This is a genomic window from Paraburkholderia sabiae (genome assembly GCF_030412785.1).
Classification (GTDB): domain Bacteria; phylum Pseudomonadota; class Gammaproteobacteria; order Burkholderiales; family Burkholderiaceae; genus Paraburkholderia; species Paraburkholderia sabiae.
This window is the reverse complement of the sequence record NZ_CP125295.1, coordinates 3,966,028-3,980,841: the sequence shown is the minus strand read 5'-3', so window position 1 is coordinate 3,980,841 and position 14,814 is coordinate 3,966,028. Positions and strand designations below refer to the sequence as shown.

The 14,814-nt window shown below is 64.0% G+C and carries 17 protein-coding genes; 12 read left to right on the top strand and 5 right to left on the bottom strand.

What is annotated here, in order from left to right; translation table 11 throughout:
• Positions 1–2 precede the first annotated feature (2 nt).
• Positions 3–899, bottom strand: coding sequence for a transcriptional regulator GcvA (locus QEN71_RS17875; RefSeq protein WP_201659862.1), 897 nt, complete (start codon positions 897–899; stop codon positions 3–5).
• A gap of 98 nt (positions 900–997) precedes the next feature.
• Between QEN71_RS17875 and QEN71_RS17870 the strand changes: the two genes are divergently transcribed.
• Together QEN71_RS17870 and QEN71_RS17865 are read left to right on the top strand one after the other, a co-directional pair.
• Complete coding sequence (locus tag QEN71_RS17870; protein WP_201659864.1) at positions 998–1,630, top strand: chromate transporter; 633 nt, start codon at positions 998–1,000, stop codon at positions 1,628–1,630.
• On the top strand, positions 1,627–2,157 hold the full coding sequence (locus QEN71_RS17865) for a chromate transporter (protein WP_201659866.1): 531 nt from the start codon (positions 1,627–1,629) through the stop codon (positions 2,155–2,157). Before QEN71_RS17870 ends, QEN71_RS17865 begins: the two co-directional genes overlap by 4 nt.
• 15 nt (positions 2,158–2,172) lie before the next feature.
• Here QEN71_RS17865 and QEN71_RS17860 read toward each other — a convergent pair whose 3' ends face one another.
• A complete protein-coding gene (locus QEN71_RS17860; RefSeq protein ID WP_201659868.1) occupies positions 2,173–3,699 on the bottom strand; it encodes an AMP nucleosidase in 1,527 nt (508 codons plus the stop codon).
• A gap of 219 nt (positions 3,700–3,918) precedes the next feature.
• On the opposite strand from QEN71_RS17860, the gene QEN71_RS17855 reads away from it, so the two are divergent.
• From QEN71_RS17855 to QEN71_RS17830, 6 genes are all read left to right on the top strand, one after another.
• Positions 3,919–4,323, top strand: a complete 405-nt coding sequence (locus QEN71_RS17855; protein WP_201659870.1) for a hypothetical protein — start codon at positions 3,919–3,921, stop codon at positions 4,321–4,323.
• A gap of 143 nt (positions 4,324–4,466) precedes the next feature.
• A complete protein-coding gene (locus QEN71_RS17850) occupies positions 4,467–5,438 on the top strand; it encodes a homoserine kinase (RefSeq protein WP_201659872.1) in 972 nt (323 codons plus the stop codon).
• A gap of 13 nt (positions 5,439–5,451) precedes the next feature.
• Positions 5,452–6,267: a BPSS1780 family membrane protein gene (locus QEN71_RS17845; protein ID WP_201659874.1), complete on the top strand. Its 816-nt coding sequence runs from the start codon at positions 5,452–5,454 to the stop codon at positions 6,265–6,267.
• A 167-nt stretch (positions 6,268–6,434) separates the two neighbouring features.
• Positions 6,435–6,890: a MarR family winged helix-turn-helix transcriptional regulator gene (locus tag QEN71_RS17840; RefSeq protein ID WP_201659876.1), complete on the top strand. Its 456-nt coding sequence runs from the start codon at positions 6,435–6,437 to the stop codon at positions 6,888–6,890.
• Positions 6,891–7,045: 155 nt separating this feature from the next.
• Positions 7,046–7,465: an organic hydroperoxide resistance protein gene (locus QEN71_RS17835; RefSeq protein ID WP_201659878.1), complete on the top strand. Its 420-nt coding sequence runs from the start codon at positions 7,046–7,048 to the stop codon at positions 7,463–7,465.
• Between the two features lie 149 nt (positions 7,466–7,614).
• Complete coding sequence (locus QEN71_RS17830; RefSeq protein WP_201659881.1) at positions 7,615–9,129, top strand: cryptochrome/photolyase family protein; 1,515 nt, start codon at positions 7,615–7,617, stop codon at positions 9,127–9,129.
• Positions 9,130–9,171: 42 nt separating this feature from the next.
• On the opposite strand, the gene QEN71_RS17825 is transcribed toward QEN71_RS17830, so the two are convergent.
• Both QEN71_RS17825 and QEN71_RS17820 read right to left on the bottom strand, forming a co-directional pair.
• Positions 9,172–9,348 (bottom strand): DUF3563 family protein, encoded by a 177-nt coding sequence (locus tag QEN71_RS17825; protein ID WP_201659884.1) that lies wholly within the window; start codon positions 9,346–9,348, stop codon positions 9,172–9,174.
• 106 nt (positions 9,349–9,454) lie between these two features.
• Positions 9,455–10,645, bottom strand: a complete 1,191-nt coding sequence (locus QEN71_RS17820; protein ID WP_201659887.1) for an extracellular catalytic domain type 1 short-chain-length polyhydroxyalkanoate depolymerase — start codon at positions 10,643–10,645, stop codon at positions 9,455–9,457.
• Positions 10,646–10,927: 282 nt separating this feature from the next.
• On the opposite strand from QEN71_RS17820, the gene QEN71_RS17815 reads away from it, so the two are divergent.
• The 4 genes from QEN71_RS17815 to QEN71_RS17800 all read left to right on the top strand — a co-directional run bounded on the left by QEN71_RS17815 (position 10,928) and on the right by QEN71_RS17800 (position 13,946).
• The gene (locus tag QEN71_RS17815) at positions 10,928–11,641 is read left to right on the top strand and encodes a phosphatase PAP2 family protein (RefSeq protein WP_201659890.1); all 714 of its coding nucleotides are present in this window, start codon (positions 10,928–10,930) and stop codon (positions 11,639–11,641) included.
• A 114-nt stretch (positions 11,642–11,755) separates the two neighbouring features.
• Positions 11,756–12,535: a molybdate ABC transporter substrate-binding protein gene (gene modA, locus QEN71_RS17810; RefSeq protein ID WP_201659893.1), complete on the top strand. Its 780-nt coding sequence runs from the start codon at positions 11,756–11,758 to the stop codon at positions 12,533–12,535.
• A 33-nt stretch (positions 12,536–12,568) separates the two neighbouring features.
• Positions 12,569–13,243: a molybdate ABC transporter permease subunit gene (gene modB / locus QEN71_RS17805; protein ID WP_201659896.1), complete on the top strand. Its 675-nt coding sequence runs from the start codon at positions 12,569–12,571 to the stop codon at positions 13,241–13,243.
• Between the two features lies 1 nt (position 13,244).
• Positions 13,245–13,946 carry an ATP-binding cassette domain-containing protein gene (locus QEN71_RS17800; protein ID WP_201659899.1) on the top strand — a complete coding sequence of 234 codons (702 nt, stop codon included), beginning with the start codon at positions 13,245–13,247 and terminating at the stop codon, positions 13,944–13,946.
• 8 nt (positions 13,947–13,954) lie between these two features.
• On the opposite strand, the gene QEN71_RS17795 is transcribed toward QEN71_RS17800, so the two are convergent.
• Positions 13,955–14,785, bottom strand: coding sequence for a TOBE domain-containing protein (locus QEN71_RS17795; protein ID WP_201659902.1), 831 nt, complete (start codon positions 14,783–14,785; stop codon positions 13,955–13,957).
• Positions 14,786–14,814 lie beyond the last annotated feature (29 nt).

Below are 14,814 nucleotides of genomic sequence, written 5' to 3'. Positions count from 1 at the left end.
TGTTATGAGCCGGTTTCTGCCGCCTGCGCTGCCTGTGATTCCAGCCAGCGGCAGAACTGCTCGACAAGCGGCGCATTCGCGACCTCGCGCCGCGCGACCCACCAGTAGCCGCGCGCATCGATGCGCGGTCCCGCCAGCGGCATGACGAGCCGCCCCGACGCCAGCTCATCATCGAGCAGCGGCATCGGTCCGAGCGCAACGCCCAATCCATCGACAGCCGCCTGCAACGCCAGATAGAAATGGTCGAACGACTGTTTCTTGCGGCACTTCGCCTTGACGCCCGCGGCCTGCAACCAGTGATGCCACGCGTCGGGCCGCGTATCCGAATGCAGCAGCACGTGACGCGCTAGATCGTCGGCGCTGCGAATGGGCATGCGTTGCAGCAGCGCCGGACTGCACACGGGAATCTCGCTCTCTTCCAGGAACTGACCACTCGCGCAATTGGGCCAGTGCGCGGGCCCGCGCCGCACGGCGACATCGAAGCTGTCGAGCGTTTCGACCGGCGCATTCGATGTCGCGAGCCGCAACTCGACGTTCGGCGCCATCCGCTGGAATTGCGACAGCCTCGGTAACAGCCACTTCATCGCGAACGTAGGCAGCGCGTTGACGCGCAGCACATGCACGACGCCCGTGTCGCGAAGCTGGTCAGTCGCGGCGGCGATGCTGTCGAACGCTGCCTGAATCTTCGACAGATAGCGCGCGCCGTCTTCCGTGAGCCGTACACGCTTGCCGTTCCGATGAAACACCTGCACGCCAACCCACGCTTCGAACGCCGCGACCTGCCGGCTGATTGCACCGTGTGTCACATGGAGCTCGTCGGCGGCGGCCGTGAAACTGTTATGCCGCGCCGCGGCTTCGAAGGCGCGCAGCGCCGGAAAAGGAGGAAGCTTGCGGTTCATCCTTGTGATTCTAGATCACAAAGACTTACCCAAGAAATCGTTTTGAGTGCGGCTCGAATAGCGCTAATCTTCACGGCTTGTACTGGATGGTGAACGCAATGGATCAGCACCTTCACGCGCAGGACCCGGCGCCGGAGCATGCGCCCGCTCCGACCACGCGCGAAATCTTCATGGGCTTTCTGGGCCTGGGGCTCACGTCGTTTGGCGGCGCGCTGCCGCTCGCGCGACGCACCATCGTCGATCGGCACCGCTGGCTGAGCGCCGCCGAATTCACCGATCTGCTCGGCCTGTGCCAGTTTCTGCCGGGCGGCAATGTGATCAATCTGTCGGTCGCGCTCGGCATGAAGTTTCGCGGTTTGCGCGGCGCGCTGGCGGGCATTCTCGGACTGATCGCCGGACCGTCGCTGGTCGTGATCGCGCTCGGCGTGCTGTATGAACACACGCAAAACGATCCGCACATCAAGCATCTTTTTGCCGGGCTGGCTGCCGCGGCGGCGGGATTGCTCGTCGCGATGGCCGTCAAGATTCTGATGCCGCTACGTCACGATCCGCGCGCCGCGACGATCGCCGCGCTCGGCTTCGTCGCGATCGCGCTGCTGCGCTTTCCGCTGCTGCCGACGATGCTCGTGCTGACGCCGCTCAGCATCTTCGTCGCGTCGCGCGTGGAGAAGGCGCAGGCGTCAGACGCGAAGACGGACTCGAAGCCGCGCGCAAACGAGGTGTCGAAATGATCGAAACGCTGATCGCGCTCGCTGTCATTTTCAGCCAGCTTTCGCTGCTCGCATTCGGCGGCGGCAACACGATCCTGCCGGAGATGCAGCGGCAGGTCGTCGAAGTGCATCACTGGATGCCCGCCAGCGAGTTCAGCGCGCTCTTCGCGCTCGCGCAGGCCGCGCCCGGACCGAACATGATGGTCGTGACGCTGGTCGGGTGGCACGTGGCCGGCTGGGCGGGGATGCTGGTGACGTCGCTGGCGAAGTTCGGGCCGTCGTCCGTCGTGACGATTCTGGCGATGCACGCGTGGAACCGCTTCAAGGATCGCCCGTGGCGGCGCGTCGCGCAGAAGGGACTCGTGCCTGTGACGGCGGGGCTCGTCGCGGCGAGTGCGCTGCTGATTGCGCAGTCGTCGGATGCGTCGTGGCTTGCGTGGGCGATTACGGGTGCCTGCGCGCTGCTTGCGTTCAAGACGCGCATTCATCCGTTGTGGTTGTTGGGAGGCGGGGCCCTCGTCGGGCTCGTCGCACTCCCGTATGTGTAACGCGCGCGAGCGCGCTTACTGAAACGCCACCTCCGCAAAACTCCGCAGCTTCCGGCTATGCAGCTTATGCAGGCCGTTGGTCCGCAGAATCTCCATCGCCTTCACGCCGATCTGCAGATGCTGATCGACCTGCGCGCGATAGAACTGGTCCGCCATACCCGGCAGTTTCAACTCGCCGTGCAGCGGCTTGTCCGACACGCACAGCAGCGTCCCATACGGCACGCGGAAACGGAAACCGTTCGCGGCAATCGTCGCGCTTTCCATGTCGAGCGCAATCGCACGGCTTTGCGACAGACGCAGCACTGGCTCGCGATGATCGCGCAGTTCCCAGTTACGGTTGTCGACGCTCGCCACCGTGCCCGTGCGCATCACGCGCTTGAGTTCGGCGCCGTCGAGCTGCGTGACCTGCGCGACCGCGCGCTCCAGCGCGACCTGCACTTCGGCGAGCGCCGGAATCGGCACCCACAGCGGCAGATCGTCGTCGAGCACGTGATCCTCGCGCACATAGCCGTGCGCGAGCACGTAGTCGCCGAGGCGCTGCGTATTGCGCAGCCCCGCGCAGTGGCCGAGCATGATCCACGCATGCGGACGCAGCACGGCGATGTGATCGGTGATCGTCTTCGCGTTCGACGGTCCGACGCCGATGTTCACCATCGTGATGCCGCTGCCGTCCGCGCGCTTCAGGTGATACGCGGGCATCTGCGGCAGGCGCGGCGGCGCGTGGCCCTCGTCTTCCTGCTCGCCGAGATTCGCGTTGTACGTGATCACGTCGCCCGGTTCGACGAACGACGTGTACTCGCTGCGGTACGCGCGCAGATCGGCGTCGTCGGTCTTCGTCATCATCGTGCGGCCGAGCTTCACGAATTCGTCGATATAGAACTGGTAGTTCGTGTACAGCACGTAGTTCTGGCAATGCGTCGGCGAAGTCGCCGTGTAGTGCTTCAGCCGATGCAGCGAAAAGTCGACGCGCGCCGCCGTGAACAGCGCGAGCGGATGCGGCTCGCCGGGCAGCGGCTCGTACGTGCCGTTCACGATGCGGTCGTCGAGCAGCGCGAGATCGGGCGCATCGAATACGTCGCGCATCGCGAGCAGGCGTTCGCGGTCGAGATCGCCTTCGAGGTGAATGCCTTCGGCGAATGCGAAGTGAATGGGAATGGGCTGATCGGACACGCCGACTTCCACCGACACATGATGGTTCTTCACCAGCAGCCGCAATTGCTCACGATAGTAATTGCCGAACAGATCGGGCCGCGTGACCGTCGTTTCGAACACGCCCGGACCCGCGACGAAACCGTACGAGCGGCGCGAATCGACATGCGTGTTGGTCTCCGTGCGCACGCGCACGAACGGATAGCACGCGCGCACGCGCCGGTCGAACGGCTCGTTGCGGCGATAGCGCGCGAACGCGTCGCGCAGGAACGACGTGTTCGCTTCATAGATGGCGGACAGGCGCGTGACGGCATCGGCTGCGTCGTCGAAGGCCTCGGTCGGGAACGCGTTGGCGGGCACGTGCACCGCGCGTTGATTGGTCTCGTAGTTCATCTTCGTTCGCCTCGATTGATGCAACGACATTACCACGGAACCCGTGCTTTCCGATGACGTCGTGCCCGCTCACCGGCCGTTTGCGTGGCGTCGCGCACGCAACCGCGCGCTTGCTGCAGGCCGCGCGGGAAGCGCGCAAAATAAGGCGATCGCCCGTTACTCGCGCCCGTGGGCAGCAGTGGATTTGCTAGAATTGGGCCACCTAATCGGAGAAACACCATGAAGCCGCTCTTCCCCGTCGCAGTTGCGCTGATGCTGGCCGTCAGCGGCGTCGCGATGGCTGCCCAGCCTGCCCCGTCCGCGCAAGACAAGGCAGCCGCAGACGCCCAAGCCGAAGCCAACGAACGGGCCGGTCTGCCGGATCTGAGAGCGATCAACCGCCCCGCGGCCGAAGTCAGCTCGAAAGTCGAGATCAACCAGCCGCGCACGCCGAGCTACTACGAACGCAGCGGCAACGGCACCGAAATCACCGAATACCGCGACAAGGGCAAGCCCGTCGAAATCGACGTGCGCTCGAACTTCGGCACGCGCTACCAGATGAGCGCGCCTACCGATACCTCGCCGAAAGTCTACGAATCCGGCAAGCCGCCCGCGCGCCTGCCGTCCGTGAACCTGCATTACTGATCCAGCCGGACCGGCGCGCCGTCGCGAGACGCGCGCCTGTTTTGCTTCAAGCCGAAGCGTCAGCAACGACGCTTTCAACCTGCTTGTTCCGATTTTCCACTGGCATTGCGCCAGCCGACCAACCTGATCCGACGCCCCCACGCATGGCCGTTTTCACCGCTGTCACCGAAGCCCAACTCGCAGACTGGATGCGCCACTACGATCTCGGCGAAGTCGTCGAATTTCGCGGCATTACATCCGGTATCGAGAACAGCAATTTCTTTCTGACGACCACGCGCGGCGAGTACGTCCTCACGATCTTCGAAAAGCTGACGGCTGAACAACTGCCGTTCTATCTCGATCTGATGCGCCATCTGGCGTCGCATCGCGTGCCGGTGCCGGACCCGATGCCGCGCGACGACGGCGCGCTGTTCGGCATGCTCAACGGCAAGCCCGCGACCATCGTCACGAAGCTCGACGGCGCGCCGGAGCTTGCGCCGCACGCCGCGCACTGCGTCGAAGTCGGGCAGATGCTCGCGCGCCTGCATCTGGCGGGGCGCGACTTTGCGCATCATCAGCCGAATCTGCGCAGCCTGCCGTGGTGGCAGGAAACGGTGCCGAGCATCGCGCCGTTTCTGACGGACGCGCAGCGCACGCTGCTCACGGAAGAACTCGCGCATCAGCAGGCGTTCTTCGCGTCGGACGATTACGCGTCGCTGCCCGAAGGCCCGTGCCATTGCGATCTGTTCCGTGACAACGTGCTGTTCGCGCACGCGGCGCCCGGCACGCATCACGAAGTCGAACTGGGCGGCTTCTTCGATTTCTATTTCGCCGGCTGCGACAAGTGGCTCTTCGACGTCGCCGTCACCGTCAACGACTGGTGCGTCGACCTCGCGACGGGCAAGCTCGACGAAGCGCGCGTCGAAGCGCTGTTGCGCGCCTATCAGACGGTGCGCCCGTTCACGCCCGCCGAAACCCGGCACTGGAACGACATGTTGCGCGCGGGCGCGTATCGTTTCTGGGTCTCGCGCCTGTATGATTTCCATATGCCGCGCGCCGCCGAACTGCTCAAGCCACACGATCCCGGTCATTTCGAGCGCATTCTCCGCGAGCGTCTCGCGGGCGCCGCACTCTAAGCACTCATAGCTCATGCAACTGATCGAAGTTCCGGCGAAAACCGGCTACGTGTGGTTCCGGCAAGGCATCTGGCTCTTTCGCAGGAATCCGCTTGCGTTTCTGACGCTGTTCTTTGCGTATCTGCTCGCGATGACGGCGATCTCGCTGATTCCCATCATCGGCGGCGTGCTGCCGCTCATGCTGATTCCGGGCGTCGCCGTCGGCTTCATGGCGGCGTGCCGCGACACGATCGCGGGCAAGCCGGTGCTGCCGACCATACTCGTCGACGGTTTCCGCTCGTATGGCGGCCAGGTCGCGAAACGCCTGCTGCTGCTCGGCGTGCTGTACATCATCGCGATGGCCGTCGTGCTGATGGGCTCCGCGCTCGCGGACGGCGGCATGCTGCTGCATCTGATGATCAGCGGCGAGTCGATGCAGCCCGAAGCCGTCGCCAATAGCGACATTCCGCTGGCCGTGCTGACGGCGCTCGCGTTCTACGTGCCCGTCGCGATGCTGTTCTGGTTCGCGCCCGTGCTCGCCGCGTGGCACGACGTGCCGGCCATCAAGGCGATGTTCTTCAGCATCGTCAGCTGCTGGCGCAATCGCGGCGCGTTCATCGTGTACGGCGCATTGTGGTTCGCTGTCGCGACGACGGTGTCGTTCGGGCTGTCCCAGCTGCTTCAGGCGCTGGGCGCCGGCGAACTCGCGCTGGTCATTCTGATGCCCGCGTCGATCATCGTCACCACGATGCTCTACTGCTCGTTCTACGCCACGTATCGCGGCTGCTTCGGCGTGCAATCGCCCGGTCAGCCGCTGTCGTCGAATTCCTCTTCCTCGTCGTCTTCCTGATCGCTTCCTGAGCGTTTCGTGAGCGGTTTAGCCTGTCGGGTCCACGCTGCGCATGCGGCGCGGGCCTTCGACGCTACGAGGTGAAGCACCGATGCCGCGCGCCGATTTTTTGCGGCACAATAGTTTGCACGCAATCCATTCGCACGCATCGCTTCAAGGGGACGTCCATGACCCAGCGCACCGCCTTTCCCGTCACGCTCGACGAACAGCTCTGCTTCGCGCTCTACTCGACGTCGCTCGCGATGACGAAGGCGTATAAGCCGATTCTCGACCGGCTCGGCCTCACGTATCCGCAGTATCTGACCATGCTGATTCTGTGGGAAACCGACGACGTCACCGTGAAGGACATCGCCGCGCGCCTGAACCTCGATTCGGCGACCGTGACGCCGCTGCTGAAACGGCTCGAAGCGCAAGGGTATATCGAGCGCGTGCGCGGCACGGAAGACGAGCGGCTCGTCTTCATCCGGCTGACGAAAGCAGGCGTCACACTCAAGCGCACCGCGCGCGACGTGCCGGAAGAAATCTTCTGCGCGACCCAGCAGACGCCCGACTTTCTCATGCGGCTGCGCAACGATCTCCAGCAATTGCGCGGCACGCTGAACGACTACCTCGAACGCTACTGAGCAAGCGCACATGCGTGCCTATTGCATCGATAGGCAATTTAGTTTGCACACTAATGATTTGCACGATATATTTCCTCCATGCCAGTTCGACAGCGATCACGCAAAGCACTGGCAAGCATTGACCCAATCACTGGAACCGATCAAGGAGCGTCAAGATGAACGTACTGTACAAGGCAACGGCAACGAGCAATGGCGGTCGCGATGGCCGCGCGGTTTCATCGGATAACGCGCTCGACGTGAAGCTGGCTGCGCCGCGCGAACTCGGCGGCAATGGCGCGCAAGGCACGAATCCGGAACAGCTGTTCGCGGCCGGCTACTCGGCGTGTTTCCTGAGCGCGATGAAGTTCGTCGCGGGACAACGCAAGCAGGCCGTGCCCGCCGAAACGACCGTGACGGCCGATGTCGGTGTCGGTCCGAATGACAAGGGCGGCTTCGCGCTGGACATCGAACTGCGCGTCTCCCTACCCGGCCTGGACGCAGCCGCCGCGCAGGATCTGGTCGACGCGGCGCATCAGGTTTGCCCGTACTCGAACGCGACACGCGGTAATGTCGAAGTGCGCGTGAAGGTCGTTTAAGTCCCTGGGTTTTGTCTTCGAGCAGCGCCCGGCTTTCATGCGAAAGTCGGGCGCTGCTTCATTTTTGCGTCGATTCCCGACGCGCCGGGCATTGGGTTTGCGTCGAACGGACACTATCATCGACGGTCCTTTAATCGCATCGCCATCACATGACCCGCGCCTATCAGATCAACGAACACTTCAGGAACGGACTCGTCTGGTTTCGCCGCGATCTGCGCACAGGCGATAACGCGGCACTGTACTACGCGCTCAAACATTGCGAGCGCGTCTGGTGCGTGTTCGTCTTCGACACGACGATCCTTCAGCCGCTGATCGATTCGGCGCATCAACATGACGCACACAGCGGCAAGGTGCAGGATCGGCGGATCGAGTTCATTCTCGCGTCGGTGGAAGAGCTTGATGGATCGTTGAAAGAAGGCGGCGGCGGACTGATCGTGCTGCACGGCGATCCCGTCGACGCGATCCCGAAGCTCGCCGCACAGCTCGAAGTCGAAGCCGTTTTTACCAACCACGACTACGAGCCTGTTGCGATCGAACGAGATGAGACGATCGCCGATCATCTGCGCGACGACGGACGCCAGTTGCTCACGTTCAAGGACCAGGTGATCTTCGAGCGCGACGAACTGCTCAACGGACAACGCAAGCCCTTCGCCGTATTCAGGCCGTACAAGAACGCGTGGCTCAAGCAGCTGACGCCGTTCGATCTCAAACCGTATCCCGTCGAACGCTATGCGCAAAGTCTTGCGCGGCCGCCGCACAAGCTCGATCACGCATGGCCGACGCTCGCGAAAATGGGCTTCGCGCCTGGCGAGATGGCGGAAACGAAGCTGCTGGCGGGCATGAGCGGCGCGCGAACGCTGCTCGAAGATTTCACGACGCGGATCGACAGCTACGCCAATCGGCGCGACTTTCCCGCCGCGCGCGGCACGAGCCATCTGTCGGTGCATTTGCGCTTCGGCACGGTTTCGATCCGCACGCTCGCACGGCTCGCGCACGAGATGTCGCTGCAACCCGACGGCCAGGGCGCGGCGACGTGGCTATCGGAACTGATCTGGCGGGACTTCTACTTCATGATCCTCACGCATCATCCGCATATCGCGAAGCGCGAGTCATTCAAGCGCGAATTCGATACGCTGCGCTGGGAAACGGGCAAGGACGCCGACGCGCTGTTCGCCGCGTGGTGCGATGGCCGCACGGGCTATCCACTCGTCGATGCCGCGATGCTGCAACTGAACCAGACGGGGTTCATGCACAACCGTCTGCGGATGGTGACGGCGAGTTTTCTAGCTAAGGATCTGGGCATCGACTGGCGACGCGGCGAGCGCTACTTCGAGGAAAAGCTCAATGACTTCGACTTTTCGGCGAACAACGGCGGCTGGCAATGGGCAGCGTCGACGGGCTGCGATGCGCAACCGTGGTTCCGGATTTTCAATCCGGTGACGCAATCGGAGAAATTCGATCCGCAAGGGCTCTTTATCAAGCGATTCTTGCCGGAACTGGAGAAAGTGCCCGCGAAATGGATTCACGCGCCGTGGCAGGCAGATCCCGACGATCTGAAGGATTGGGGCGTGGTGCTGGGGAAAGATTATCCGCAGCCGGTCGTCGATCATGCAAAAGCGCGCCAGCAGACACTGGCGCGCTATGGCGTGCTGCGCTCGCGTTGAGCGACTTTCATGGCCGGCTGGCGCGCCGGCCGCTACTGCTATTTAGTGCTGGCTCATCCACGAAGGCTGACGCAGCTGCGATTCACGGTCGATCTTGCGCATGCGGAACTCGAGGTCGTAAAGATCCGTAGCTTCGGCCAGATAGGCGTCGTTGTGCTCTTTGACGCGTTGGTCGTAGGACTTCGTCAGGAACAGGAAAAGGCGGCTGATCAGATACATGGTGAACCTCGGATTTGGCGTTAGGTGACTGACACCTAGGGATAACCCGTATTATAGGGAAAACCCTAGGTTTGCACCAGCGCTAAATTCGAAGTGTGGCAATTTGTCAACTGGCGCGCTGCCGGGCGCTTTCCGCCGAGCGCGCAGCGGGCCGCGCCGACTCGGTCCGGCGCTGATGCCGGAAAAAGTCCCACAACAAACTGGACGCGTCCGGTCCCTTCGACGAGTGGAACGGCACGGCATCGTCGCCGCCGCTCCACGCATGGCCCAGACCCGCCACGCGACAAAGCCGCACGACGCGCCGTCCGCCGCGCGTGTAATCGCGGGTCGTGACGGTTGCCTTGCGGTCTTCCTTGACGTCGCCGACCCGGCGCAGGCCTTGTGCATCGACGATGCCATTCAGCCGCAGAAACTGCTCGGTCAGCTGCTCGGCGTTGACGGGCGCGACCACGTGATCGGCGTCGCCTTGCAGAATGATCGCGGGCATGCCCGGATAGGAAGTGACGTCCGCGATGGCGTCGACCAGTTCGACGGGCTCCTTCCGCGTGCCGCGCCGCATCACGTCCATCGCGGTGATGCCGGAGTGCGCCTCGCCGAATGCGGGCCCCGAATGCAGCGCGACAGCCGCAAAGTGCTCCGGAAAGTGCAGCGCCAGCAGCGAAGTCAAACCTGCGCCCGCCGAAATGCCCGCCACATACACCCGCTCGCGATCGAAACCATAGGTTTCCACGAGCGCATCGACGAGCGACACCACCGCGCGCGCTTCCGCGCGGCCGGCGCGGTCGGTATCGTCGTACCAATGCCAGCAGCGGTGCGCGTGCGCGTGTTTCGACTGCTCGGGATACACGACCGCGAAGCCATAGCGGTCGGCCAGCAGGTTCATACGCGTACCTTCGGCGAATTCGTCGATCGATTGCGTGCAGCCATGCAGCATCACGATCAGCGGCGCCTGCTTGATGGGCTTGCCTGCGGGCAGATACAGCCCATACTGCAGATGATTGACGAGGCTGCCCGGCGCGGCGGGCGCGGAGTGGAACGAACGCGTCCACGTGCCGCCCGCCCAGGCCGCGGCGCGCGGACGCACCCGCGACTCGCGCGCGCCGCGCTGCGGCACGTCGCGGGTGACGGTCGGACGGACCTTCGCCGACGGCTTCGCGACCGTCGGCGCCGGGCGCGTCGCGTTGCGGGTCGAAGTCCGCTTGGTCTTGCGCTTCAGCGTCGCCTGGGCGTGTTCCGTCTGAATCGCAAAGAGACGTTTCAGGCCGCCTAGCCAGATTTTCGTGAGGCTTTTTGGCATAGGATTTTCTCGCAAATAGGGATCAATGCTCTCTGCCCGATGGCAGACTTGTGCAATGCACAATAACATCAATCTCCATGCGATGCTGACATCGGCAAAGCCCGATTTCGGAGAAAAGCCCGTGCACCGGGCTTTCGATAAGACGATTTCCGAATTGTCCTAGCATCTGTCAGATTTCGCGCTTTTCGGTGGCATCTGCGACAGAACAGCTACCCCTATACTTATAGAATACTCGCGGGTCGAACACGATCGCGCCCTGATACGTCGTCAATCGAATTGCCCATGTCTCATCTGCCATCTCACCTCTGGTATCTGATTACGAACTTCGGCGGCGCCGGACTGACGCTGCCGCTCGCCTTCGCTATCGCGCTGTGGCTGGCCGTCGGCTATTCGTGGCGGCTCGCGGCCGGCTGGCTGTGTCTGCTCGGCGTGGCCGTCGCGCTCGTCACGGCAACGAAGATCGCGTTCCTCGGTTGGGGCATCGGCTTGCGCGTCTGGGATTTCACGGGCTTGAGCGGGCACGCGATGTTCGCCACCGCCGTCTTCCCCGTGGCGGCCTTTCTCGTGCTGCTGTCCGCGCCGCCTGCCGTACGCATTGCCGGCGTAGCGCTCGCGCTGCTGGGCGGCGCGACCGTCAGCCTGTCGCGCGTGATCATCGATGCGCATTCGCCTTCCGAAGCAATCACCGGCTGCATCGTCGGCGCGCTGACTGCGCTCGTGTTCGTGCGCATCGCGTGGAATGCGACGCCGCCGGGACGCCTGCCCGTGGCGCCTGTCGTCGTAAGCCTGATGGTCATCATGCTCGGCCTGCACAAGCTGCATCTGCCTACCCAGCGCTGGGTCACGCATATCGCGCTGAAGGTTTCCGGCCACGACCGGCCGTTCATCCGCGCAAAGTGGAAGACACTGCGCGACATTGAGATCCCGGCTGCACCTGTCGTGCCGTTGCAGAAAACACGCAACGTCGCGATGCCGCTGCCCGATTCCGACGCATAAATCACACGAAACGAGCAATCTTGCGCGCCACATGTTCAACATGTCGACCGCTGTAACCCTACATATATTACGATGGCGTTTTCAACTTCCTTCCGGTCGAACCGGCGCCACCCCATGTCTCTTCCGTCGATGATCCGCTTTCTGAAACCTGCCCTGCTCGTCGCGAGCGCGATTTCGTTTGCCTTCAGCGCGCAGGCACGCGCCGACGAACTCGTCGTGTCCGCAGCCGCCAGCCTGACCAACGCGTTCAAGGCTGTCGGCGACGCCTACGAGAAGGAGCATCCGGGCACCAGGCTGCTCTTCAATTTCGGCGCATCCGACGTGCTGATGCAGCAGATCGTGAAGGGCGCGCCCGCCGACGTCTTCGCGTCCGCCGATCAGAAAGCGATGGACAAGGCCGCCGAGCAAAAAGTGATCGTGCCGTCGACGCGCAAGGACTTCGCCGCGAACTCGCTCGTGCTGATCGTGCCGACGGACAGCAAGCTCGCGCCGTCGAACCTGAACGAGCTGACCTCGGCGAGCGTCAAGCGGATTGCGTACGGCGATCCGGCCTCCGTGCCCGTCGGCCGTTACACGGAAGGCGCGCTGAAGGCAGCGGGCGTGTGGGACGCCGTGAGCGCGAAGGGCGTGCTCGCGTCGAACGTGCGCCAGAGCCTCGATTACGTGTCGCGCGGCGAAGTCGATGCCGGCTTCGTGTTCGGCACCGACGCCGCCGTGATGCCCGACAAGGTCAAGGTCGCGCTGACCGTGCCGACCACGACGCCGATCAGCTATCCGATCGCGCAGGTCGAAGGCAGCAAGCACGCCGCCGACGCGCAATCGTTCATCACCTTCGTGCTGTCGCCGGCAGGCCAGGCTGTGCTGGCCAAGTACGGCTTCAAGCCGGCGCATTAAGCCGCGCACCGTCTTACAAGCGCCAACGCTGACATGGAACAAGCCTGGATTCCGCTGATGCTGTCGCTGAAAGTCGCGGGCTGGGCGACTGCGCTGAACATCGTGTTCGGCGTCGCGCTCGGCTTCGGCCTCGCGCGCTGGCGTTCGGGCGCGCGCGATCTGATCGACTCGCTGCTGACACTGCCGCTCGTCATGCCGCCGACCGTGCTCGGCTATTACCTGCTCGTGCTGCTCGGCCGGCGCGGCGTGTTCGGCGCGTGGCTCGATCGCTTCGATATCCAGCTGGTGTTCACGTGGCAAGGCGCGGTGATCGCGTCGATGGTGGTCGCGTTTCCGCTCGTGCTGAAGTCGGCGCGCGCCGCATTCGAATCCGTCGATCCGCAACTGGAGCGCGCCGCGCGCACGCTCGGCGTGAGCGAAACGGCGATCTTCTTCCGCGTGACGCTGCCGCTCGCGTCGCGTGGCATTCTGGCTGGCGCGTTGCTCGCGTTTGCGCGCGCGCTCGGCGAATTCGGCGCGACGCTGATGATCGCGGGCAATCTCCCCGGCCGCACGCAGACGCTGTCCGTCGCCGTGTACGCCGCCGTGCAGGCCGGCGACGACAGCACGGCCAATTTCCTCGTGCTCGTGACCTCGGTCACCTGCGTCGTGATTCTGGTGCTCGCGGGCCGGCTCGTACCGCAACATTCGCTGATGACGTCCCGCTGACATGCCGCTCACCGTCGATATCCGCAAAACCCTGCGCACAGCCGAACGCGAGTTCCGGCTCGATGTGTCGTTCACGGCGAACTCGCAGCGCATGGTGCTGTTCGGGCCATCGGGCGCGGGCAAGAGCCTGACGCTGCAGGCGATCGCCGGTCTGCTGCGTCCCGACGAAGGCCAGATCGTGCTGCACGGCGACGCGCTGTTCGACAGCGCGCAAGGCATCGACCAGAAGCCGCAGGCTCGCAGGCTCGCGTATCTGTTTCAGGACTACGCGCTGTTTCCGCATCTGAACGTGCGGCAGAACATCGGTTTCGGGATGCACACGGGCTGGCTGAATCCGGGACGGCGTTTTTCGCATCCGCAGATCGATTACTGGCTAGATGCGCTCGATCTGAAGAACGTGGCCGGGCATCATCCTGCGCAACTGTCGGGCGGACAGAAGCAGCGCGTGGCGCTGGCGCGCGCGCTGGTCGCGAAGCCGCGTCTGCTGTTGCTCGACGAGCCGTTTTCCGCGCTCGATCACGCGTTGCGCGCGCGCATGCGGCGCGAGCTGTCGGACCTGCAGACGCGGCTCGATATTCCGATGCTGTTGATCACGCACGATCCCGACGATGTCGCCGCATTCGGCGATCAGGTCGTGCAGGTGTATGACGGCAGCGTGCGTGAGAACGTGCCGTTCAAGGGTTATCCGCGGACGGTTTCCTGACCTGACGATCAGGCCGTCACGCCCAGAATCACGCTCGATGCCTTGAACGCGGCGACGAGCGCCTGTCCTTCGGCAATGCCCAGTGCCGCGACGCTATCGTTCGTGACGACGGATGTCAGAACCGCGCCGCCTTCGAGCGTCAGCGACACCTCCGCATTCACCGCGCCGCGCTGCACGGCCGACACGGTTCCCTTCAGGCGATTGCGAGTCGAGAGCCGGTCCGATGTCCCGTCGTCCGCGACCAGCAGCACCGACGACGCCTTCACGAGCGCCACCGCCTCCGCGCCAACCGCGAGCCCCAGCGTCTCCGTGCTTTCGTGCGTGACGATCGCGACGATGCTCTGCCCGCCCGGCAATGCCAACGAAATCTCGTCGTTGACGGTGCCGCGCTGAACCGCGCTGACCTTGCCGTAAAGCTGGTTGCGCGCGCTCGTTTTCATGCCGATGCGGCCGATCATCTGCCAGTCATCGGAGAAACCGGCGATCGCCGCGCCCGCGCGCTCCAGAAACAGCCGATGCTCGCGATCGACGGCGCGGAACGTGTCGATCAGCGTCAGCGCGCGCGGCGTGAGCGTCGTGCCGCCGCCGCCCTTGCCGCCCGTCGAACGGACGACGAGCGTTTCGCCCGCGAGGTTGTTCATCGCGTCGACGGCATCCCACGCGGCCTTGTAGCTCATGCCGACGGCTTTGGCGCCCGCCGTGATCGAGCCCGTCTCGCCGATCGCCGCCAGCAGCGCGATGCGCTGCGCGCCGCCGAGCGCCTGCTCGCCGGAGCGGAACCAGACGGAGCCGCCAAACTGCAAAGAGTCGTGGGAGGTGTCGTTGTTATCGGAAGTCATGGCTCGCGTGTGCGTCGGATGACGAACGG